This is a genomic window from Pseudomonas morbosilactucae (assembly GCF_023241715.1).
Lineage (GTDB): Bacteria > Pseudomonadota > Gammaproteobacteria > Pseudomonadales > Pseudomonadaceae > Aquipseudomonas > Aquipseudomonas morbosilactucae.
In genome coordinates, this window is record NZ_JALQCW010000044.1 from 1 (window position 1) to 22,586 (window position 22,586).

Here is a 22,586-nt window from a genome sequence, read left to right on the forward strand (position 1 = left end):
CATCGCCGGAAGCCGGCTCCTACACGGTGTGTGATGGTCGGCAGGGTAGCCAACACAGTGCCCGACCTGTAGGCGCTGGCTTGCCAGCGATGGCGTCCGCAAGACCACCCTCAGGGCATGGCATACCGCAGCGTTATCGGCGGTGCATCGGCCAATCGCCGTGCGGATTTTTCCATCAGATAACCGACGATGTCCTGGGGCGTCAGCTCAACGTGGGACAGGGTTGGGTCGTTGAACCAGTCGTCGGGCCAGAAGATCAGGTCCGACGCATTGGCGTTGGCAAAATTGCTTTCCAGCAGTTGCAAGGCGTAGTTCACATCCGAGTCATCGCCGCCACTGGTGCAGACAAAATCAGCCAAGGCGCAGGCCTCGTCGAAGCGTAAGTCCTGAACGTACTTGTCCTGGTGAAACGCCGAACGGATAAAGTCATCGGCGCTGGTGTAACTGTGGAAGTCGCGAAATTCGTGGAACTCGTACGGCCGGCTGGCGAGGCTGTTCCACTGCTCGATCAGCGCGACAATCTCGGCGTCCTGTTCATCGCGATTTTGCTCGATCAGGTTATCCAGGGTCTCGAGCAAGGCGTTCATGGTTAACCGTTGTTGCTTGTTCGGACGTAGCGGTTGCAGCCGTTCCGGAAGGGCCATGGATTTTCCTGTTCTGTAAGCGTGATAAGCACCTCGGCTGCCTGCCTTGGGCGTTAGCCAATCCGATCGCCACCCAGTGCATCGCGCTGCATCGACTGCAGGTTTTTCTCGATGGTTTCGCAGATGGTTTCCATCTGGATCTGGTGTTCGCTGGCGCGAAACGGGCTTTGCAGGTCGGTGCCGATGCGTTCGATGGCCAGCAGCATAAAGCCCACCACGGTGGATGCAAGGGGCGTGAACCAGCCCAGGGATTCCACCAGGCCCACGGGCACGATCAGGCAGAACAAGGTGATGAACAGCCGCGGGAAATACACGTAAGGGTAGGGCAGCGGGGTGTTGGCGATCCGCTCCATGCCACCCTGGCTGTTGGACAGTTCCACCAGGGTCGATTCCAGCCGCGCCAGGCGAATGCTGTCCAGGCGCCCGGCCTTGTATTCCTTGGCCAAGAGGGCGGCGGAGCCGTTGATGATGTCGTTGGCAAAGTTGTTGGTGCTGGGGTGGCGATCGAACTCTTCGGCGGGAATGAACGCCTGCACTTCGGCTGGGCAGGGCTCGCCCTTGAGGTGCGCGGCCAGGCAATTCACGTAGGCCACATGGCGCCGCAACAGGGTGGATTTCACCGGGTTGACCTCGCTGCCCGGATCGTCCAGCAGGGTCAGCACTTGCCGGGCGAAGCTGCGGGAGTTGTTGACCATCGCCCCCCACAAGGTTCGCGCCTCCCACCAGCGGTTGTAGGCGCTGCTGTTGCGAAAGCTGATCAGCACCACCAGCGCCGAACCCAGCAGGGTCAGGGGCATCAGCGGCAGGTTGATCTTGGCGTTGAGAAACAGCATGAAATCCACGGTGACCGCCACATCCCAGATCAGCAGCCAGAACAGGGACCAGCCCACGTAGCCCAGGGTCTTGATGATCAGGCGGTATTTTTTGACGATGGCAGCTTTCAAACGGGAACCTCGCGGCGAGCAGTAAGCATCAATGCCCTAGCTCGGACGCCGGTTGACGGTGAAAGGTTCGCTGCCGCCGGCAATCAATGATCCCGAGGCCTGAAACGTTTCAGGCTGGTGCCGGTGCCGGATGCAGCACCGGCCGGGTGCTGGCCGGCAACAGCAACTGCGCGCACAGGCCACCTTGCGCCCGGTTGTGCAGTTCCAGGCGGCTGCCGATCTTGCCGGCGATCATCTCGACGATGGCCAGGCCCAGCCCGGCGCCATTCGCATTGCCCTGGCTGTAGAAGCGCTCGAACAGCCGCGCGCGCTCCTGTTCGTTGATACCGGGCCCGGCATCCTCCACGCACAGGTGGATCGTCCCTGAAGGCTGCGGCCGGATGCGCACCCAGACTTCGCTGCCCGGCGGCGAGAAGTTCAGGGCGTTGGTCACCAGGTTTTGCAGGGCAATGGCCAGGGCCACCGGGTCGGTGTCGACCAGGCAGGCCTCGTCGCCTTCCAGCACCAGCTCGACGTCTTTTTCCAGGGCCAGGGGCGTCAGCTCCGCCAGCTCTTCGCGCACCAGGGCGGTGAGTGACACGGTGCTGCGCTGGGGGTTGTTGAGCTGGGGTTCGATGCGCGCCATGGTCAGCAACTGGCTGCCGATGCGCGTGGCGCGGTCGACCCCGCTGACCAGGAAGTCCAGAGCCTCCCGGCGCTGTTCCGGGGTGCCGGCGCTCTGGGCGTTTTGCGCGTGGATACGCAGGATCGCCAAGGGCGTGCGCAGTTCATGGGCGGCATCGGCGATAAAGCGCCGCTCGCGTTCCAGCAGGCTGTCGATCTGCGCCAGCAACTGGTTCAAGGCGGTCTGCATGGGCTCCAGGTCCACCGGCAGCGGCTTGAGCTGCAAGGGTTGCAAGGTCGCGGTGTTGCGCCCGCGAATCGCCCGGGCCATGGCTCGCAGCGGCTTGAGCCCCCAGCCGATGGTCAGCCAGATCAACAGCGCCAGCAGCGGCACGCCGATCAGGGTCGGCCACAGGGTGTGGCGCATGATGCGCTGGATCAGGTCCTGGCGAATGTCGTCGCGCTCGCCCACCCAGATCAGCAGCCCTTGTTGCTCGTCGGCCAGGAGGAAGGCGCACCAGTCGTTGCCATTCTCGACGATGTCGTGGGAGCCCAGGGTGGTGGGGGGCGCGGCCAGGGTCGGGGCCTCGGCGGAGCGCACCAGCAACTGGCCGTCGCGGCGCCAGACCTGGAAGGTCAGGCGGGTTTCATAGGGATGGGCCACGCCGTCTTCGCCGACCCGGCTCATGGCCTGGTCGAAGGCCTGGTACAGCTTGTCCCAGTCGGCTTCGCCGGGGTCACGCTGGCGCAACACGCCTTGCAACAGGCGCGCGCTCTGCGCCAGTTGGGCGTCGTACACCTCTTCGATTTCATGGTGGCTGTCGCGCAGCACCAGCCAACTGATCAGCACATCCCCCAGCAGCACCAGGAGCAGCACCGGCAGCAGAATCCGCGCCCGTACCGAGTTCATGGCTTGAGCTCCACCACGTAGCCGACGCCGCGTACCGTGCGGATCAGCTCGGCGCAGAGTTTCTTGCGCAGGTTGTGGATCAGCACTTCCAGGGTGTTGCTTTCGACCCGGTCCTGCCAGCCGTACAAAGCCTGGGACAGGCGTTCGCGGGTCACCACCTTGCCCGGGCGCGCCATCAACTGGTGCAGCAACTGGTACTCCATGGGCGTGACCACAATGTCCTGGCCCTGGTAGCTGACTTGTTGGGTGGCCGGGTCGAGGCTGACCCCGGCGTGCTCCAGCAACGGTTGGGCCCGGCCCTGGCTACGGCGCAGCAGGGCGCGGACCCGGGCCTTGAATTCCTCGACGTCGAACGGCTTGACCAGGTAATCGTCGGCCCCGGCGTCCAGCCCGGCGATGCGCTCGGCGGTGCCGTCGCGGGCGGTGAGAATCAGCACCGGCAAGTCGTGCTGTTCGGCACGCAATTGCTGCAACAGTTCCAGGCCGTCCAGGCGTGGCAAGCCCAGGTCCAGCAGCAACAGGTCGAAGTTTTCGCTGCGCAGGGCGTGCAGGGCGCTGAGGCCGTCCTCCAGCCAGTCCAGGGTATAGCCCTCGGCGCTCAAGGCCACGCGAATGCCTTGGCCTAGGGCACGATCATCTTCGACAAGGAGCAAGCGCATGGCGGGTTCTCGGTAGGGCAGCGGACGCTGGAACGGCGGCATGATGACGCCCGCCGCGGGGCTCTGGCAGTGCCTTGTGTCGGGAAAATGTAACCGCTCGTTGCCAACTAAGGTTGCCCTAAGCTTGGTTTTGCACAGTGGGATCTCCCTCATCCGACGAGAGTGTTTCCATGCGCAAAATTCTTCTGCTGTCCCTGGTCATCGCCAGCCCCCTGGCCGTCGCCGGCCCGCAATGCACCACCGCCGAACGCTCGCAATGGCAAGACCAGAAGGCCTTCCAGGAACAGCTCAAGTCCCAGGGCTACGAGATCAGCAAGTTCAAGGTCACCGACGGCAACTGCTACGAGATCTACGGCTTTGACAAAGACAAGCGCAAGGTCGAGATCTACCACGACCCGGTCACCGGCAAAGCCGTGAAGACCGAGATCAAAGGCTGATGCCGACGCAATCCCTGCGCCTCTGGGACCCGGTGGTCAGGTTGTTTCACCTGTCCATCGCCGGGGTCTTCGTCGCCAACTACTTCTTCAATGAAGCCGGTGACGACTGGCACATCTGGCTCGGCTACTACGCCATGGCCTGGTTGCTGTTACGCACGGTGTGGGGATTCATCGGCCCGCGCAGCGCCCGCTGGGCGGACTTCTGGCCGACGCCAAGCCGGCTCAAGGCCCATGTACGCTCACTGCTGGCCGGGCACCCGGCGCACCGCCTGGGGCACTCGCCCCTCGGTGCGCTGGTGATGCTGCTGATGCTCTTGGCGTTGCTGATCATCGGCCTCAGCGGCTGGGCCATGGAGGAAGTGGATGCCCTGTGGGGCGCCGACTGGCCGCTGTTGGTGCATGAAACTACCGCCAATGTGCTGTTGGGCCTGGTGTGTCTGCACGTCTGCGCCGCGTTGTTCGAGAGCTTCCAGGTGCGCGACAACTTGCCGTTGTCGATGCTCACCGGTCGCCGTCGACGCCTGCCGGATGATGCTGCGCCCTGATCGTTCTTTCCCTGATTCCCACCCTGCATCTGCAACGGGCTCTTTATGCGTGCGCTTCCTTCTCGCCTGATGTTTATCGGTTGTGCCTTGCTCCTGATGGCGGTGTTCCTGGCGGCCTGGCGCAGTCATCCGCCCCATGTCCTGGCGCCGTTTGCCCAGGCCGGCCCTGTCGCCACAACCACGCCGGCCGAGGCCCGCCCGCAATACAGCAGCCGCTTTGTGTCTTCGGAGCTGAAGGATTTTGTCCACTCGTCCTCGGTCACCGCCTTGCCCGGCGGCGACCTGATGGCCGTGTGGTTCGCCGGCTCCCGAGAAGGCGCCGCCGACGTGCAGGTGCGCACCGCGCGCTTTGACGCCAAGAGCGGCGAGTGGGGTGCCGAACAGGTGCTGGCCACCCGGGAAAGCACCCGCTCCGGCACCCAGCGTTACATCCGAAAACTGGGCAACCCGGTGATCGCCCTGGCGCCGGACAATCGCCTGTGGATGTTCTATGTCTCGGTGTCGGTGGGCGGCTGGGCCACCAGCGCGATCAACGTGATGGTCTCCGACGACCTCGGGCAACACTGGGGCGCGCCGCGGCAACTGATCACCTCGCCGTTCTTCAACATCAGCACCCTGGTGCGTGCCGCGCCGGTGTTCCATGCCGACGGCTCCATCGGCCTGCCGGTGTACCACGAGTTCATGGGCAAGTTCGCCGAGTACCTGTACCTCAGCGCTGACGGCCAGGTGATCGACAAATTCCGCATCAGCCGCGGCAAAAACTCCCTGCAGCCGACCATCGTGCCCCTAGACCAGCGTCGCGCCGTTGCCATGCTGCGTTATGCCGGCGACAACCATCATCGGGTCCTGGCCAGCCGCACCGAAGACGCTGGGCAGACCTGGAGCGAGCCCTATCCGCTGGAGCCGTCCAACCCCAACTCGTCCCTGGCCGCCGTGGGCACTGCCGACAACGGTTTGCTGGTAGCCCTCAACGACCTGCAGGACGGGCGCTTCAAGCTCAGCCTGTACGGCACCGATGCTGAGCTGAATGAATGGCGCAGCGTGGTGGAACTGGACCAGTCCCCCGATCCCCTGGGCCAGCCGTTCTCCCCCGAGGCCTACAAAGAGATCATCGGTGAAGGCTTCCGCGCGTCCAGCGGCGCCCGGCGCCTGCCCCTGGAGCAACGTTTCCTGAGCAACCTGGATTACCGGGTGTGCAAGCCCCAAGGCTGTGATTTCGAGTACGAGTACCCGTACTTCAGCCGCAGCCCGGACGGCATGTACCACTTGGTGTACTCGTGGAATAACACCTTTATCAAACATGTCAGCTTCAACGAGGCCTGGCTGGCGGAGCGCCTGTGATGATGTCCCTGTGGCAAGCCCACCTGAGTTTTATCCTCCTTGGCTTTGTGCTGCTCGGCAGCCTGCGGTTGACCGCGCCCTGGCGCCCCTGGCTGTTGCCGGTGCTGGCACTGGTGAGTTTTGTGCCCATTGCAGAACTGCCCCTGGCGGCATATGTGCGCAGCTTCACCGATGACTTGGCCATCAGCACCCTGGTGTTGCTGGGCTGGGTCGGCCTGCAACGCCTGGGCGTGCTTGCGCCGCTGCAACACCGGCAGCGGGCCCAGGTCCTGCTGCTGTTTGCACTGCTGACCCTGAGCCTGTACCCGGCGACCCTTGGCCTGACCTATTTCGATCCCTATCGCTGGGGCTTCAACCCGCGACCGATGATTGTGCTCATGGGCGCAGCGGCCTTGCTCATGCTCTGGCTGCGCAATGCCTTGGGCGTGTGGATGCTGGCGGCCGGCACCTTGGCCTTCGCCCTGCGGCTCAAGCCTTCCGAAAACTACTGGGACTACCTGATCGACCCGTTGCTGGCGGGCTATTGCCTGGTGGCCGGCTGCGGGCTGTTGCTGATGGCCGGCTGGAACAGGCTGCGGCCCAGGGGCGTGCCGAGCCCGCTGAAACCTACTTTGACCACACAGAGGTAAACCATGGGGTGCTTGCAATCACGCCGCCTGCGCTACGGCGTGGGCGCGATCGGCTTGGTATTTGCGCTGCTGGCGCTGTTGCGGCTGGTGTTTGTGCTGGGCTTTTCCGGCGTTGATCCGGTGGCGGCCGAGGACAAGGGGCCACTCCTGCAAACCCTGGGCATCGGCCTGCGTTTCGACCTGCGCCTGGCCCTGTTGCTGATGCTGCCCCTGGCGCTGCTGGCATGGCTGCCGCGCTGGAACCTGGTGCGCGTGCCGGCCCTGCGTTGGCTGGCTCGGGGTTATCTGCTGCTGGCGCTGGGCGCGGTGGGGCTGGTGTACATCATCGATTTTGGCCATTACGCCTACCTGGGCGTACGCATCAATGCCACGGTGCTGCGCTACCTCGACGACGCGCAAATCTCCCGGCAGATGGTCTGGGAAACCTACCCGGTGATCTGGATCAGCCTGGCATGGCTGGCCGGCGTGGGGCTGTGGTGGTGGGCGCTGGTCAAGCTGGAACGCGTGACGTTGGATCGTCCGCCTCAGCCCATCGGCACCCTGGCCGTGGTCTCGGCCACGCTGGTGGGTGGGGTCGCGGTGCTGCTAGCGCTGCTGGGACGGGTGGAAAAGCTCAACCTGGAAAACCCCGTGCCGCTGCGCTGGAGCGATGCGTTTTTCTCGGGTAACAGCCAAGTCGCGGCCTTGGGTCTCAACCCGGTGCTGTTTCTGTACGACACCCTCAAGGCCGGCCAGGCGCAATACGACGAAGCCCAGGTGCGCCAGCATTACCCGGCCGTGGCGCGCTACCTGGGGGTGCAGCAGCCGGATGCGCAGAGCCTGAATTTCATCCGTGAGCAGGGCGTGCAGCCCTATCGAGCAGAAGGGCAGCGGCCGCCCAATGTGATTTTCGTCATGCTCGAATCCCTCGGCACCAGCGCAGTCGGCGCCTACGGCAACCCGCTGAACCCGACGCCCAACCTCGACAAGCTGGCGAGCCAAAGCTGGTTCTTCAAGCACTTCTACGTGCCGGTCACCGGCACCGCCAAGACCGTGTGGGCCAGCATTACCGGGGTGCCCGACGTCACTCGCCAGGAGACCGCGACCCGCCACCCGCTGATCACTCGCCAGCACAGCCTGATCAACGCCTTCGAGGGTTACCAGCGCTTCTACATGATTGGCGGCAACGCCGGCTGGGCCAATATCAACGCGCTGATCCGCCAGAGCATCGACGGCGTGCAGCTGTATGACGAGGGCTACTGGAAATCGCCGCTGGTGGACGTCTGGGGCATCTCCGACCTCGACCTGTTCAAGGAAAGCGACCGCCTGCTGCGCGCCGTGCCCAAGGACCAGCCGTTCTTCGCCTACCTGCAAACCTCGGGCAACCACCGGCCGTTCACCATCCCCAAAAGCAACGACGGTTTCGAGGTCAAACAGCTGACCCTGGAGCAGGTGCAAGCCGCCGGCTCCCGCAGCCTGGAGCAATACAACGCGGTGCGCCTGCTGGACTTCAACATCGGCCGGCTGATGGACATCGCCAAGGCGGGCGGCTACTACGACAACACGATTTTTGTGTTCTTCGGCGACCACAACACCCGCATCAGCCAGATCCCGCACATGGCCCCGGCCTTTGAGCAGTTGGGGCTGGAGAGCAACAACGTGCCGCTGTTGATCCACGCCCCGGGGCTGTTGCAGCCACGGGTCATTGAAGAAGCCGTGGGGTTGGCCGACTTGCTGCCCACGGTGGCCGGCATGGCGGGGATGCCCTTCACCAATGGCGCCATGGGGCGGGATATCCAGCAACCTGCGGCGGAAGGGGAGCGGGTGGTGCCGTTGGTGCTCAGGGAAGGCACCTTCCCGGTGATCGGCGGCGTGACTCAGGATTTCCTGTTGCAGATGCAGCATGACGGCAGTGGGCCGACCCTGCACGATTTGGCCTCGCCCACCCCGCGTGACAACGTGGCCCAGCAACACCCCGAGGAATTTCAGCGCTTGCTGGAATTGACCCGGGGGCTGCATGAGAGTGCGCGGTTGATGCTGTATCGCAATGTGCGCTGAGGCTGAGGCTTAGGCGTCCAGCACCAGCCGTGGGCTGCGGGCCCCGGAGACGCAGGGCGCGATCCATTCGCCGCTCTGGCGTTGGGCCTCGCTCAGGCAGTCGTCACGGTGTTCCGGCTGGCCTTCGAGCACTCGGCAGATGCAGGCGCCGCAGATCCCCACGCCGCACGAATAGGCCAGATCCACACCGACCCGTGACGCGGCCTGGAGCAGGCTTTCTCCGGGTTGCACCTGGGCTTCGGCACCGCTGCGTTGCAGCACCAGGGCGTAGCGGTTTTGTTCATCGACGGTGGTGGGCGCGGGCGCCTGGAAGTGTTCGCGGTACAAGGCGGCTTGCGGCCAGCCGGCCTTGAGCGCCGCCTGTTCGACGCTGCGCATAAAGCCCGCCGGGCCGCAGCAATAGAGACCGGCGTCGGCCTGCCATGCCGGGAACTCCGTGGCCAGTTGTTCGGTGATCTGCTCGGCTCGAAGTCCGCCGTGCCACTGGATGTCGGCGCCCAAGCGCTGGAGAAACGGCGCCTGGCGGGCATCCCGGGTGAAATACAGCAAGCGCACCGGCCGGCCTTCGGCCTGGCATTGGCGATACATCGGCAGCAACGGGGTAATGCCGATGCCTGCCGCCAGCAAGGTCACCGGCCCGTTGCCCGGTTGCAGGGCAAACAGATTGCGTGGGGCGCTGACCTCGATCTGCGCACCCAGGCGCAGTTGTTCGTGGAGCCAGCGCGAACCGCCTCGGGAGGCCGGTTCGCGCTTGATGCCCAGGTACAGGTGGCCTTCTTCCGGCAGGCTTAGCAGCGAGTATTGGCGCACCGCGCCGTTGCCCAGGCGCAGGTCGACATGGGCGCCGGCGGCCCAGGTGAAGGGCAGGGGCGTGGCGTCGGCGGGGGCCAGTTCGATGCCCAGCACATCCTCGGCTTCCAGGCGCAGGCTGCGCACTTGCAGGGCGGTCCAGCTCATGCGCGTACTCCTGCAGCCTGTTGCAATCGGTGCACGGCGTCCCGGGCCTGGGCGCCGAGTTCGGCGAGGTCGAGGTCGGGCAACTGGTCGTTGTCCACCGTCAGCCGTCCGCCCACCAGCAAGGCCCGCAAGGTCGGGCGGCCGCCGCCGACCACCGGGCCGATGGCCGGGTCGTGCAGGCCAAAGTAGCGCGGTTGGTCCAGGCGGTAGATCGCCAGGTCCGCCGCCATGCCCACCTGCAGGCTGCCCAGCGCATCCAGGCCCAACACCTTGGCCCCGCCTGCGGTGCCCCAGCGCACTACGTCTTCCACTGTGGCCGCGTGGGCGCCACCTTCTTCGTCACCGCCGGCATAACGCGGACGGGCCCGGTCACCGGCCTTGGCCCGCTGCATCAGCCAGGCGGCGTGGGTTTCGCTGATCATGTCGCAGGCCTCGTTGGAGGCCGCGCCGTCCACGCCGATCGACACCTGCATCCCGGCGGCTTCCATGGCCACCACATCGGCGATGCCGCTGCCCAGGCGACCATTGCTTTGTGGGCAGTGGGCGATGCCGGTGCCGCTGTTCCCCAGCAGCTGGATTTCTTCGGTGCTGAGTTTCACCAGGTGGGCGAACCACACATCCGGCCCCAGCCATTCCTGTTCGGCGCAAAACGCCACTGGCGACAGGCCGTGGCGCTGCTGCACCTCGTTCTGATATTCCACGGTTTCGCTGAGGTGGCTGTGCAAGCGAATGCCCAGGCGCCGGGCGACCCGGGCGGTTTCCCGCAGGTGCTCCGGGGGCATGGAATAGGGCGGGCTAGTGGGCGCCATCACCACCCGGCGCCAGGCGTCGGCGGCGGGGTCGTGGTAGCGCCGCACCAGACGCTCGACGTCGTCCAGGTACTGCGCCAGGGTTTCCGGACCGGCAGCGGCCTGGCCTTCGGCCTGACGTACCTGCGTCGCCCCGCCCCGGCACAGCACAAAGCGCAGCCCCAGGCGTTCGGCTTCCTCGAACAAGACCTCAGCGCTGTCGAACTGCATGCCTGGCAGGTACAGGTAATGGTGGTCGGCGACGGTGGCGCAGCCGGAGCGCGCCAGCTCCACCAGGCCGATGCGTGCTGCCAGACGGAAGCTCTGCTCATCGAACAGGCTGCGGTAGCGATAAGGCACCGCCCCCAGCCATGCCCCCAGGCTCTGGTCGATGCCGGCGGGAATGCCCTTGAGCAGCGACTGGAACAGGTGATGGTGGGTGTTGACCCACGCCGGGTAGACCACGCAATCCCGAGCATCCAGCACGCGCTCCCCAGGCAGGGGTGGCAGGGTGCCGAGGGCGGCAATGCGGCCGTCGATGATGCGAATATCCGGCCCGGCATGGCGCGCGGCGGCGCCGGGCAAACCGGTGAGAATCGCGCTGGCGTTGCGCACCAGCCAGCTGTGTTGAAGGTTCATATGAAGCTCCATGGGCCGCGTCTGCGGCGGACTCAAAAGGTTAGCCAATCTCGCTGTCGTGCCAATTGCGCAGGCTCAGGCGGGCGAGCAGCGCCATCAGGCTGAACAGCGCGACACCGGTCAGGGCGATCAGCACTAGGGCGGCAAACAGCCGGGGAATATTCAGTTGAAAGCCGGCCTGGAGAATCTGGTACGCCAGCCCGGCGCCGGTACCGCCGGTGCCGGCGACGAACTCCGCCACCACCGCGCCGATCAGCGCCAGCCCGCTGGCAATCCGCAGCCCGGCAAAGAAACACGGCAGGGCACTGGGAATGCGCAGGCGCAGCAACACCTGCCAGCGGCTGGCGCGGTTCAGGCGGAACAGGTTGAGCAGGCCGGGGTTGACGCTGCGCAGGCCGAGCACGGTGTTGGCGATGATCGGGAAGATCGCCACCAGGGTCGCGCAAATCACCAGCGCCACCGTGGTGTCGCTGCACCAGATGATGATCAGCGGCGCCACCGCCACCACCGGGGTGACCTGCAACAGAATGGCGTAGGGAAACAGGCTGGCTTCCAGCACCCGGCTCTGCACAAAGACAAAGGCCGCCAGGGTGCCGATCAGCACCGCCAGGGCGAACGAGAAGAAGGTGATCTTCAGGGTCATCCACAACGCGCCAAACAGCATCGAGCCATCGCTGACCAGGGTGCGGCCGATGTCGGCCGGGGACGGCACCAGGTACACCGGCACCTGCCAGGCCACGCAAGCCAATTGCCACAGGCCCAGCAACACGGCGCCGAGCAACAGCGGCGAGACGATGCGCAAGACCGTGGGGTGACGCAACCAGGGAGTAAAGGATGGGCTCATGATCGGGCTCTCGAATTGGACTCAGCAAGGGTCGCCATTGGCCTGGGCCAGCAGCCGGGACAGGTGGGCGCACTGTTCGATAAAAGCCGGGGAGGTGCGGTAGGCCTCGTCACGATGCAGCGGGCCGTCGATCGGCACATCGGCGATCACCCGCCCTGGGCGTGCGCCCATCACCACCACCCGCGACGACAGGTACACCGCCTCGAAAATGCTGTGGGTGACAAACACCACGGTCAGGTCGCGGCTGGCCCAGAGCTGGCGCAGGTCACTGTCGAGCTTGTTGCGGGTGAACTCGTCCAGGGCACCGAAGGGCTCGTCCATCAACAGCAGGTTGGGCTCGGTGGCCAGGGCCCGGGCGATGGAGGCGCGCATCTGCATGCCGCCGGACAACTCCCGTGGGTAGACCTGGCTGAAGCCACCCAGGCCCACCAGCGCCAGGGCCGCATCGACCTTGGGCTGGCTCTGTTCCTTGGGCATGCCGGCAAGATCCAGGGGCAGGCGCACGTTGTCGCTGACCCGGGCCCAGGGCATCAGGGTGGCCTCCTGGAACACCATGGCCAGGCTGCGCCCCGGGGTGTGGGTGGCCGGGCGGTCCTTGCCCCACCAACGCACGTGGCCGGCGGAGGGTTGCTCCAGGCCGGCGAACATCTTCAGCAAGGTGCTTTTGCCACAGCCCGACGGGCCGAGCAGAGACACGAACTCGCCGCGCTGGATCGCCAGCTTGACCCTACTCAAGGCGTGGGTGCCGTTGCTGTAGGTTTTTTCCACTTGGTTGGCGAACAGCGGCGTTTGTACGCCAACGCTGTCGGCCGCGGGTAACGCCTGTGGCTGGGCGTTGGCCGGGGTTATGGTCTGCATCAACATCGCGCTCTCCCCTGGGGTCATGAGCGGCTGGAAAAGCCCCGGCGCACCGGGGCGCGGTCAGTGGCTGAGGAACACTTCGCTTTCGCCATGGGCTTCGAGCAAGCCCAGCAGTTGCCGGCGAATCACCAGCCCGGGCTTGTCCGAGGGCATGTGCAGCTCCACCCGGCGCCGAGTGTCGACACAGGCGTCGTAGTCGGTGGCTTCGAGAATGTCCCGGTCCTCGGCGGTGATCGCCGCGTCCCAGTCGATCAGCTCCTGGGTCGAGCACTGCTCCTCGCTGTCATTGCGATACAGCCACTGCACCAGCATCAGCCGCCCGTCTTCCATGGGCGTGGCGCAGTTGTAGATGATGTGGTGGATGCCGCTGTCCGGGTACATGCAACCAAAGCGCCGGGAGAAGGGCAGGTAGTAGCGGTTAATCAGGTGGCGTTGGGTAATGGGCTCGGTGCTGCCGGTGATGCGAAAGCTTTCTTCGGGGTTGCGGATCGGCACCCGGGTTTCCGCCTCGAAGCCGTAGTCGGTTTCGCGGAACTCGTAGCCCGCTGGCTGCGGCTGGTCGAACAGGCCGAAGTTGGCCTTGTGCACGAAGGAAAAGTGCGAGTTGTCGAAGGAGTTTTCCATGACCCGCAGCGGGCTGGTTTTCCACTCTTCATAAAACTGGAAGATGCGCCGGTAGCCCGGGGCGCCGTCCTCGGGGAACTCGGGGATGGGTTGTAGTGGGTCGTCGAGGGCGACCCAGGCGTAGCCGTACTTTTCCTGGCAGTGAAAGGCCTGCACCGAAGCGCCCGGGGGGATCATGCCGGCGGGGTTTTGCGGGATCTTCACGCAGGTGCCCGTGCAGTCGTATTCCCAGCCGTGGTAGCCGCAGGCGATGTTGCCGTCTTCGCTGACAAAGCCCTTGGACAGCTTGGCGGTGCGGTGGCAGCAGCGATCGCGCATGGCCACCGGGGTGCCGTCGGGGCGCTTCCACAGCACCAGGGCTTCGCCCAATAACGTAAAGGGCTGCGGCCCGGCGTCCAGGGCGGACATGGGCAGCAGGGCGTACCAGAAACGGCGCAATACAGGTTGTTTGGTTACCAACATAACAAGTGTCCTCAGGGTCATCGTCGAGCCGGCTCTGGGGCCTGGCTTCGGGGGCTATTGCGGTTGGCAGGGCGTGGTCAGCGGCTGGCGGCCTGTTCGGCGGCGGGCAGCACCTTCAAGTCTTGGACGAAGCGCGTGGTGTAGGCCTTTTGCCAGGGCGCATCGGCGCCGAGCAGGCCGGCTTCCACCATAAAATCGCGGGTGGCTTGCCAGCGCGCATCGCTCATCACCCCGATGCCCTGGGTGGCGGCATCGCCCCCGGTCACCAGGCGGTATTGCTTGAGGGTCGACAAACCCCAGGCCAGCAGCTCATCGCTCATGTTCGGGTTGTCGGCCTTGATCAAGGGGTTGGCGCTGGGGTTGTCCAGGTAGCGCTTCCAGCCCTCCATGGACGCCCGGACAAACGCCTGGACCCGCTCGGGGTGCTGGTCGATCACGTCCTGGCGAGTGACCAGTGTGGAGCCGTAGGGCGGGTAACCGGCATCGGCGAACAGATAGAACTTGGCCTGCTCCCCGGTCTTCAGCGCCTGGAACAACTCCGAGCTGGCGTAGGCCTGCTGGGTGGTGTCGGCGCCCGCCAGGAAGGGTTGCAGGTTGAAGGTGTAGGGCCGGGCCTGGCTGTCCTGCAACTGGTACTTGCCCTTGAGCCACGGCCACCAGGTCTGCTGGCCGGAGGTGGACACCAGCACCTGCTTGTTCTGCAACCCGTCCAGGCCGCTGACATCGGCATGGGTCAGCAAACCCTGGGGGTCACCCTGAAAGGGCGCAGCCACCGCCACCACCGGCAGGCCCTGCTCCACGCTCTTGAGGATTTGCAGGTCGTAATTGACGATAAAGTCCGCCTGCTTATTCACCAGCAACTGCATGCCGTTGACCTGCGGCCCGCCCATGCGAATGGTCACGTCCAGGCCTTCTTTTGCATACAAACCGTCGGCCAGGGCCTGGTAAAAGCCGCCCTGTTCCGCCTGGGCGTACCAGGATGTGAGCAGCACCACCTTGTCATTGGCCAGGGCCAGGGAGGGCGCCACCAGGGCCGCGGGCAACAGCGCGGTGGCCAGCAGCGAACGAAGCGGATGACCCAAGGCAAAGCGAGTTTTCATGATGTGTTCTCCACAACGATTCGAAAACCGCCGCGCGCCAAAGCGGCACGCCAGCGAAGGCCGGTCGGAGAGAACGTGGGAAGAGAAAGGGCGCCAGGGCGCAACGACGTGAACACACGGCTGACACTTCTCTCTTGCCCGGGGCGCTGGCGCCGCGTTCAAGCATCCGATCGGATGTACGCCCCACAGGGGGCGCAAGAGCAATGTCCTATGCCATCGCTGGCACTAACCGCTTCTACTCGCCAGGAGCCAAAGCCAGAACTGTGCCAACTCGTCGCAGCCGCTCAAGCCCGGGTCTTCGGCCATCGGCGTGCAAAGCGAGGCGGGGCGGGATGAATCGCGACGGTGCGAACAGCGGCGAGCGAGCTTCAAGTTGGTGCGTAAACGCCTAATGTTTAGTGTTCATTCTGTCTGTGGATTGTGCTGAATTGGTGTTTCGGATTGTATTCGATCACTTGGCACGACCCCTGCTAAGTCCCCAGTCGAGTAGAAGCGGTCAGCACTGAACGGGTCCGACACCGGACACCTCAGCGTAGGGCATTGCTCTGGCGGCATCACGCCGCGCACCCGGCAGGGTCGTGCCTCAGCGCAAGCTGAGGGCCAGAACAGTGGTCTGTCCGCAACCTGGGCGTGCCTTGCCGGTGATATCCCCCGATCACCTATCAAGGGCCGTCCATGAAAGCACTCCGCACCGCCAAACCTGTACCTTCACGCCTGCGCCGCAGCCTGCTGCCACTCTGCGCCTTGGCCAGCGTCGGCGCCGAAGCCAGCCCCCTGCTGTGGAACGACAACAGCCTGAGCTACCTCTACGGCCAGCACTTCAAAGTCGACGGCACCGGCGACGACACCCAGCAAACCATCACCTTCGAACACGCCAGCGGCTGGACCTGGGGCGACGTGTTCCTGTTCGTCGACAACAAATGGTCCAACGGCCTCTCCGGCAACGACGGCCACACCTACTACGGCGAATTCTCCCCACGCCTGTCCCTGGGCAAAATCAGCGGCCAGCCCCTGCGCTACGGCATCGTCAAAGACGTGCTGATCGCCGCCACGTATGAGCGCGGCGAAAACCGCAACCGCAAATACCTCCTCGGCCCCGCCGTCGACCTCGACCTTCCGGGCTTCGACCGCTTCTCCCTCAACACCTACTACCGCCAACCCGACGGCATCACCGGCAAAGCCGCCGGTCAATGGCAAATCAACCCCACCTGGGCCATGACCCTTCCCCTGGGCCGCTCCGACATCCTCTTCGACGGCTACCTGGAGTGGTACGTCAACGACGTCGGCACCAAAGGCACCTCCAACTTCGTGGCCAAAAGCTTGCACATCAACCCGCAGCTTAAATACGACGTGGGCAAGGCGCTGGGGCAGACGGCCAAGCGGTTTTATGCGGGGCTGGAGTGGGATTATTGGTCGGATAAATATGGGATCGAAGACAGCCCGGGGTTTAAGACGGACCAGAATGCGTTGAGTGTGTTGGTGAAGGTGCATTTTTGAGGGGATGCACGGAGGCTGAGAAGCCTTAGGTAGCAGAGCATTCCCACGCATAGCGTGGGAATTGCGCCTAGGTGTTTCACATGCCGCAGTATGGAAAAACCAAGCCGTTTCTTAGTGCTAAAACGCGCAGGAGTCGGGGGCGAGTAGCTGCTGTAAACCTCAGAGGGCGCTTGGTTTTAAATGAGCTTCGTAGCGTGCTTTGACCTCTTCCACACTCAGCCACTTACGCTGTGAATGCACCACGCGATGACAATTGGCACACAACAACGCCAGGTCAGTGAGTTTGGTTTTGTCGCCAGGTTGCAGCGTATGCAGAGGCTTAGTGTGGTGAACGTCAATCACCCCTTCGACCTCAGGACCATAGGTTTTACTGAAGTTGAAACCGCAGGCCTCGCACTGAAGCACCCCGTTTTGCTTGAGCACGTCGTCCTTTTTGCGTTTGACGATTTTTTTGTCTCGTTCCCGAACGCGGTGCACGCGAGTCAGGACCTTGCCTTCTTCGGCCTCGAAGAAGCCCGGATCATCCGCAACGCTTAAGTCTATGGGGGCCGTTGGGGTCGTCTGGACGTTGGCGTTGATGGCCGCCACCACTTCGGCGAGGCGCTCCGGATCACTAGCGAACTCCAGCCACACCAACTCTTTATCTTTATTGCCTTTCGCCAGACCGGTACGACCGGTGCCGGTATAGCTCGGGTCCCAGCGCCGGAAGTTATTGAGCTTCATGCAAACACCATTGGTGTTGCGAAAGCTCTGGTTCTTGCTCACGCCAGTGGCATTGCCGATGAGATTGAGAGCCTGTGATAAAGCCAAAACATCCGGGTGATTGACACCGGGTAAACCGCTGCGGTGAAGCAGATATAGGTTCAGAGCCAGAACAAGCTCGTCGCGGCTCCAAGCAGGGTTGGATTGGTTGCTGGCAGGTGCAGAGGGCATGCGGGGGGCTATCCGTAGGTTTCCCGATTCGCTGTAAGAAACAGCGTAGTGGGCCGTAAGGATATTCTTTTCTTAACGCGTTTGGGAGTTATGCAGTGAGGAGGAAAAGGGGCGTAGCAGGGGCGTTGCGGATTGAGAGTACTTAAGCAATATCGAAGGGCTACAGCGAAGCTAAGAGCAACCTTTAACTGTAGGAGCTGGCTTGCCAGCGAAAGCGGTCTAGAAGAAACGGGATAAGTCAGCCGTTACCCCGTTTCCTTACTTTTCGAACTATCGAGTGTTTAGTCGATTAACAAGGCTTCCCCGGCTTGTGCGCATCCAGTAACGAATCCACCACGGCCCTGGCCATTTCCACCGAATGGATCATCGACCAAATCAACCCACGCTCCACGCCGCTGGCGCGTTCGGTGATTTCATCGCTGACCTGCACCGCGCAATCAAGCAGCAGCGACACATGAATCAAGGCTTCTTCGGCACTGATACCGGCGCGCACATTGAACAACGAGTCGCGGCCGATTGAGGTGGGTGCAGTGTCTTTCAGGGAACTGAGGTTGGATGCCTCGACGTTGTTCGAGGCCAGGGCCAGGCGAATACGCTGGGTATCGCGATCATGTTCGGGGGTTATGAATTGCCCGGGTAAGGTCAGGGGCGGATCGGGGACAAGCTTTTTCATGGTGCATCTCCTAGTACAGCTTTAGGAGCCATCACCGTCGCTGCTAAACGATAGGGTGGCGGCCGTTTGCAGGTTAGCAGACCGGTGTACTAGGAACCCGGCGCACCCGAAGGTGCCCTGCGCACGGCCACCATAAAACTGGGGCCGAAAAGAAGCGCCTCTTAAGAGGAGGCACTTTGCGCCTAGTACACGAGCTGCTAAACCCGGTCACTGATATGCAATGACGAACCGAGCCTAGACAGCGCTTCTCATAGGCGCAAGCGGTTCGGATTCTCTAGGAAAAGTCGCTCAATGGAAAGCGAATCGCCTTACATGGAGTGGCGAATGGAGGTGGGTTTTGGGTTTCGGGATGTTACGCAAACCTCATCTTTTCCTTGTCAGCACACCCGTGATTGCGGCATTGAAATTACCGTTGCCGCAACCGGAAATGTGCCCGTAGCGCAGCTAAAAAATCGCCGTTTCAATCGCAAGCCGACTGGAAAAATACTGCGCCGTCTCTGGATCGGTGCAGTACAGATAGCAGCCCTTCATGCCACGGGTCATTAACGTTCGATAGGTGTTCTTGATGATCAGGTCGGTCTCCTGCTGCGCCAAGGCTGGCTTTTCCTTCATCAACTTCTTCCAGCCACGAATCGACTTGTCGTGCTTGTCCCGAGCATGGGGCGAGGTCACCACTTGCCCATCGCGCACGATGAGATCCGGGCCAATGATCACCCCGATGTAATCCACCTCCAGGCCCTGGCAGGTATGGATGCAGCCGACCTGTTCCACGGAGTTCGGGGCGATGATCCACAAGCTGCCGTCCTGATCCAGGTTCCATTGGCGTGCGTAGTCATTGCCGATCACGATGTCGGAGGCCTGGGAGTCTTTCGTGAGTTGCCATCAGCAGTCAGTATTTCGATGTGCAGTCGGACGCGACTTCCTGAATCGGTGATAATCGCCAAATAAAAAAGGAGTGCCTCTGTAAAGGGCACTCCTTCCTGTTTACTCGCAATGCTAAATCGCTTGGTTTTGTTCAAGCGCTGTGGCTTACCGGTGCGAACTCCGCTTTCACAAAATATGTTTTTTCTCCGGTTTCGAGATTCGATATACCGGCCTGCGCACCAACCTCTACTAGCTTTGCCTTGACTGACAGTTCCAAATTTTTGTCTGTGGAGAATGACGTATTTTCTTTAATCTCTAGGGACGCAGTCAGACAGCCGCCCACTTCGCGTGCAAACACGACCGCCTTCCACGAAGGCTCATACGACAGCCAAAAGAAGTTCTCACGATCGACTTTGCTATCTGCTTTCCAAGGCTTGCCGGTTAACGAGAATTCACGTGTATCGAGTGAATCAGTATCGCATTCAGTTTTACCTGCGTAACTGACTGCGCCTCCACCCATAGGGCCAACTTGCACCGATGCTTCTGCGCTGATGGAGCCGCGGGTTTTATCGGATACTTTCTTGGTGATGCTGATTTTGGTCGCTCCGAGTTGAACCAGTAGCTTGACCAGTTCCGATTCGCGCTCCTCCAGCAGGATTACGTCGTAGCTATCACTGGGAATGTAGAGGTTCCTGTTATCCGGGTTCGAGTAGTCGGACAGTGGGTGTTTGCGGTAAGCCTTGCCAACGACTGGGTGCCCTGGCTGGAAACGATAGTCAGCCTCTTTGGCTTGGGTGCGGGAAAGCGAATGGCGTTGTACGTAAGCAGTGAGCAAACGTGTTTCTTCGGCTATGGCTAGAGCTGGGGCTGATTCATCGGTTGTGGCGCTGCGATCTTTGGCGATTAGTGATGCACCCGCGCCTGTAACACCGGCAGCGGTGGCCGCTGCGCCAATAATCATAGAAATAGGCAGAATAGGAATCAGGAATGACGATGCTGCAGCCGCTGCGGCAGTAGCTACCGCTACGCCGGAATATGCAGTTTTTCCAGTCAGCGGTGTTGTATTTTGGCCAGGAAGTGTGAAGTTTGGGGTGTAGCCGCTGTCATTTGGCTGGGAGGTGTCTGAGGCGAAATGATCTTCTACGATGTAAATGAGATCTAGCATTGGGTAACGCTCCTTGTTGGCCAAACACATGGTTGCCAAGCCGGCATTTAGTGATCGTTCCTTGCCAGGGAAGTGTGTATTGAAGCTTTTGTGTCGGCCTTGCTCGATGATTCTTGAAACGACCCTGATTTCCTAGACGCTTTTGACTGGCTGCTTCTGGCCGTTTTCTGCCAGTCACGAAGGGTTAAAATCGGCCAAAAGCAGCCACTCAGGATTCACCCGATGAGCGGCCATACAGGCCAACGGTTGAACACAAAGTCATCTTGCCTCATTGAGCTAGGCCAGAGCCTCGCTGATATAACTTATCTGACTCTCCCTTATCGCGCACAACTATATGGACTGACTATCCCTCATGCTGGCTTTGCATGAGGGAAAGGAATGGTCTATAGCTTTATGGCTACTTGCCATGATCTGCCATAAAAAAGAAAACAAGGAGGTACTATGAGAAAACATATAGCAGCATGTTTTAGTCTGATTCTTATAATTGTAGTTACACCCGCGCATGCGTGGGGAAAGAAAGATGTTTCTATATACTTTGAATTATCGGAACCTGTGCAATCTAGGGATGATCAGTATCAAGTTATAGCCATAAATACATATGCAATGCCAGCGTTCTGCGCTGATAGCTTCAAGGGTTCGGTGGTGCGTAGCTTGATCGGCAAGAGCAACAAGGCATCGCTCTTGGTTACTTTGGATAAGATCCCCGTGCTCAATATGAGCTATGACGACAAAACTGGTAAGTGCGCCATACATGAGTATCGCGAAAAAAGCTTAAATGGCCAATTGCTAATTGCTTCAACTAAGCCAGATCACCAGCTTGGTCTTATCTATGTGTCGGAGGAGAGAGTTGATGGAATAACTAACTTGGTTAATGTGGCGAATACAATCCTTGGTGCTCAGTCTAACCTTGTCAGTGCTCCTGTTACTGATACTTTACTGCCGTTTCTAGTCAACGCATACGAGCAAGCAGCTAGGTCAGGTGTTGATTATGTGGTTGACTTTGATATTCCTGGGGTTCAAAACCACGAAAGCAAGGCGACGCTTAAAGGAGTAATTGGCGATTCTGCACCCAGAACACTAGTTACCTTTCAGCGTATTACCAAGGATTCTGTCCTAGATACCTCTGCTTATAGCCAAATACTGGGTAAGACTATTAGCGGTGGAAAGTCACCTAATGAGGTGCTAATCGCGCGTAGAGCTACTGAGGGAGGGGCGTTTAAGGCTGGAGGGTTGGCAACAGTTACAAGGGAGTGCGATCTTCTGGGGGCTGCATATAGGGATAGTCTTAATCAGGCTGACTTGCAGAGGCTTCTTGAGTCCTATCTATTAACCAATCATAGGAAGTACTTGACCATAGGTATGGTCGAAGACTGTTTAGGAAAGCCTCTGCCGACGCCTACTAAGCAGTTGGCATTCAAAATCCTAGCTGATGAGATTGTTGAGCCATTAAGCGAGTACGACACGTCGTTTTTGAGGAACTTATTTAATGGTCGTTCCGAGAAGATTCTAATGGCTAATGCGAAATTTTCTGACAGGAGTCGCGAGCTTGGTGTGTCTACTGTATCTGAATATATTAATGTGAGTGATTCTATGCCTCTTTGCCATACATTCATGACATATGATGAGGCGGCTTTTGTTCAGATCATAAAGTCCAAGCCTTACTACGTCTATGTGGCGGTTGATCGTCTTTATAAGGTGGGAGAGACTACTGCGGATAAAAGTTCAAAAATAGAAAGTATAACTGTGTCAAAGAATCAAGATGATCTTTACGGAGAGAAAGATGGCGTGAGTCGCTGCTTAAATGCTGAAATGCAAAAGACTCGACTCGCGGGCTTATGGACTCAATAGAGTTTGGCTGAGTCTGTATCTTGGCGCAGGCTCAGCTATCCTTTTCGTGCAACCGTATTTTGCCCCATGCAGGGAGGCTCAAGTACGCTATTTAATTTCAGTTTTGGTTGCTTTTCTTGTGAGTGTGAATGCAATTGCGGTAAGGCACTAGTGATTCGCACGGTGAAAGCCGGCCCGGAGGTGGTGCAGCAGTTCGTGGGTTGCTCGGGACTCCCCCGGTGGCGAGTGACGCAAGGGCTTTAGTCAATACCCTCTTCCCGCTCAGACTGCCTGAGCGACTCGATGCTCAATGCCTCTAACAGTTGAACTGCACCTTCAAGTGCAGAAGCTAATTTCAAATGTCTGCTTCTGGCCCAGAGTGTGTAAAAAACACTTTTCGTATCTGGGATGCCTAAGCCTAGCGCTCTTGGGCGAGGCGTTCACCTAAACATTTGCCATGATTAGCACCGGTAGCGCTGCAAAGTGTTTATTGAAGCGCTTTAGCGCCTCTTGGAGCAGCAAAAGCTGGGCTTTTACGCCGCCATCGCCTTCAGCAAGCCTTCTGTACCGATGATTTTCATGACTCGTTTCAATGTTGTAGCG

At 61.1% G+C, this 22,586-nt stretch carries 20 protein-coding genes and 1 pseudogene; 7 read left to right on the plus strand and 14 right to left on the minus strand.

The genetic code is table 11. The annotated features are described in order from the left end of the window. Positions 1 to 110: 110 nt before the first annotated feature. The 4 genes from M1B34_RS17905 to M1B34_RS17920 form a co-directional block, all read right to left on the minus strand. The gene (locus M1B34_RS17905; protein WP_268265834.1) at positions 111 to 644 is read right to left on the minus strand and encodes a hypothetical protein; all 534 of its coding nucleotides are present in this window, start codon (positions 642 to 644) and stop codon (positions 111 to 113) included. A gap of 53 nt (positions 645 to 697) precedes the next feature. Continuing rightward, positions 698 to 1,588, minus strand: a complete 891-nt coding sequence (locus M1B34_RS17910; RefSeq protein ID WP_123335616.1) for a bestrophin family protein — start codon at positions 1,586 to 1,588, stop codon at positions 698 to 700. A 109-nt stretch (positions 1,589 to 1,697) separates the two neighbouring features. Then, the gene (locus M1B34_RS17915; RefSeq protein ID WP_268265835.1) at positions 1,698 to 3,101 is read right to left on the minus strand and encodes a sensor histidine kinase; all 1,404 of its coding nucleotides are present in this window, start codon (positions 3,099 to 3,101) and stop codon (positions 1,698 to 1,700) included. Then, the gene (locus M1B34_RS17920; RefSeq protein ID WP_268262079.1) at positions 3,098 to 3,760 is read right to left on the minus strand and encodes a response regulator; all 663 of its coding nucleotides are present in this window, start codon (positions 3,758 to 3,760) and stop codon (positions 3,098 to 3,100) included. Before M1B34_RS17920 ends, M1B34_RS17915 begins: the two co-directional genes overlap by 4 nt. Before the next feature lie 170 nt (positions 3,761 to 3,930). Here M1B34_RS17920 and M1B34_RS17925 point away from each other — a divergent pair, with 170 nt between their 5' ends. Genes M1B34_RS17925 through M1B34_RS17945 form a run of 5 tightly spaced genes read left to right on the plus strand, consistent with a single transcriptional unit; the run spans position 3,931 to position 8,749 of the window. After that, on the plus strand, positions 3,931 to 4,197 hold the full coding sequence (locus tag M1B34_RS17925; RefSeq protein ID WP_268265836.1) for a PepSY domain-containing protein: 267 nt from the start codon (positions 3,931 to 3,933) through the stop codon (positions 4,195 to 4,197). Continuing rightward, positions 4,197 to 4,742 carry a cytochrome b/b6 domain-containing protein gene (locus M1B34_RS17930; RefSeq protein WP_268265837.1) on the plus strand — a complete coding sequence of 182 codons (546 nt, stop codon included), beginning with the start codon at positions 4,197 to 4,199 and terminating at the stop codon, positions 4,740 to 4,742. The genes M1B34_RS17925 and M1B34_RS17930 overlap by 1 nt, the downstream gene beginning before the upstream one ends. 45 nt (positions 4,743 to 4,787) lie before the next feature. After that, positions 4,788 to 6,083, plus strand: coding sequence for a sialidase family protein (locus M1B34_RS17935; RefSeq protein WP_268265838.1), 1,296 nt, complete (start codon positions 4,788 to 4,790; stop codon positions 6,081 to 6,083). Beyond that, on the plus strand, positions 6,083 to 6,712 hold the full coding sequence (locus M1B34_RS17940) for a hypothetical protein (RefSeq protein WP_123335626.1): 630 nt from the start codon (positions 6,083 to 6,085) through the stop codon (positions 6,710 to 6,712). The genes M1B34_RS17935 and M1B34_RS17940 overlap by 1 nt, the downstream gene beginning before the upstream one ends. 3 nt (positions 6,713 to 6,715) lie before the next feature. Continuing rightward, positions 6,716 to 8,749 carry an LTA synthase family protein gene (locus tag M1B34_RS17945; RefSeq protein WP_268265839.1) on the plus strand — a complete coding sequence of 678 codons (2,034 nt, stop codon included), beginning with the start codon at positions 6,716 to 6,718 and terminating at the stop codon, positions 8,747 to 8,749. A gap of 9 nt (positions 8,750 to 8,758) precedes the next feature. Here M1B34_RS17945 and M1B34_RS17950 read toward each other — a convergent pair whose 3' ends face one another. From M1B34_RS17950 to M1B34_RS17975, 6 genes are all read right to left on the minus strand, one after another. Next, the gene (locus tag M1B34_RS17950) at positions 8,759 to 9,706 is read right to left on the minus strand and encodes a PDR/VanB family oxidoreductase (RefSeq protein ID WP_123335630.1); all 948 of its coding nucleotides are present in this window, start codon (positions 9,704 to 9,706) and stop codon (positions 8,759 to 8,761) included. Then, on the minus strand, positions 9,703 to 11,133 hold the full coding sequence (locus tag M1B34_RS17955; protein WP_268265840.1) for an amidohydrolase family protein: 1,431 nt from the start codon (positions 11,131 to 11,133) through the stop codon (positions 9,703 to 9,705). Before M1B34_RS17955 ends, M1B34_RS17950 begins: the two co-directional genes overlap by 4 nt. Before the next feature lie 40 nt (positions 11,134 to 11,173). Beyond that, entirely contained in the window at positions 11,174 to 11,902 is a 729-nt protein-coding gene (locus M1B34_RS17960) for an ABC transporter permease (RefSeq protein WP_341870553.1), read from the minus strand. A 96-nt stretch (positions 11,903 to 11,998) separates the two neighbouring features. Further along, the gene (locus M1B34_RS17965; protein ID WP_268265842.1) at positions 11,999 to 12,841 is read right to left on the minus strand and encodes an ABC transporter ATP-binding protein; all 843 of its coding nucleotides are present in this window, start codon (positions 12,839 to 12,841) and stop codon (positions 11,999 to 12,001) included. Positions 12,842 to 12,898: 57 nt separating this feature from the next. Next, positions 12,899 to 13,924 carry an aromatic ring-hydroxylating dioxygenase subunit alpha gene (locus tag M1B34_RS17970; protein WP_122284082.1) on the minus strand — a complete coding sequence of 342 codons (1,026 nt, stop codon included), beginning with the start codon at positions 13,922 to 13,924 and terminating at the stop codon, positions 12,899 to 12,901. Between the two features lie 77 nt (positions 13,925 to 14,001). Continuing rightward, the gene (locus M1B34_RS17975; protein ID WP_268265843.1) at positions 14,002 to 15,024 is read right to left on the minus strand and encodes an ABC transporter substrate-binding protein; all 1,023 of its coding nucleotides are present in this window, start codon (positions 15,022 to 15,024) and stop codon (positions 14,002 to 14,004) included. Between the two features lie 675 nt (positions 15,025 to 15,699). Here M1B34_RS17975 and M1B34_RS17980 point away from each other — a divergent pair. After that, positions 15,700 to 16,521, plus strand: a complete 822-nt coding sequence (locus M1B34_RS17980; RefSeq protein WP_268265844.1) for an outer membrane protein OmpK — start codon at positions 15,700 to 15,702, stop codon at positions 16,519 to 16,521. A 159-nt stretch (positions 16,522 to 16,680) separates the two neighbouring features. Here the strand turns inward: M1B34_RS17980 and M1B34_RS17985 are convergent, their stop codons facing one another. From M1B34_RS17985 to M1B34_RS18000, 4 genes and pseudogenes are all read right to left on the minus strand, one after another. Then, positions 16,681 to 17,454, minus strand: a complete 774-nt coding sequence (locus tag M1B34_RS17985; protein WP_268265845.1) for an HNH endonuclease — start codon at positions 17,452 to 17,454, stop codon at positions 16,681 to 16,683. A gap of 289 nt (positions 17,455 to 17,743) precedes the next feature. Then, complete coding sequence (locus M1B34_RS17990) at positions 17,744 to 18,127, minus strand: DUF6124 family protein (RefSeq protein WP_268265846.1); 384 nt, start codon at positions 18,125 to 18,127, stop codon at positions 17,744 to 17,746. A 444-nt stretch (positions 18,128 to 18,571) separates the two neighbouring features. Further along, a pseudogene (locus M1B34_RS17995) lies at positions 18,572 to 18,997 on the minus strand (DNA/RNA helicase domain-containing protein); the annotation flags it as partial. Positions 18,998 to 19,142: 145 nt separating this feature from the next. Further along, a complete protein-coding gene (locus tag M1B34_RS18000; RefSeq protein WP_268265847.1) occupies positions 19,143 to 20,156 on the minus strand; it encodes a hypothetical protein in 1,014 nt (337 codons plus the stop codon). Between the two features lie 441 nt (positions 20,157 to 20,597). Here M1B34_RS18000 and M1B34_RS18005 point away from each other — a divergent pair, with 441 nt between their 5' ends. After that, the gene (locus M1B34_RS18005; protein ID WP_268265848.1) at positions 20,598 to 22,004 is read left to right on the plus strand and encodes a hypothetical protein; all 1,407 of its coding nucleotides are present in this window, start codon (positions 20,598 to 20,600) and stop codon (positions 22,002 to 22,004) included. Positions 22,005 to 22,586: the final 582 nt, after the last annotated feature.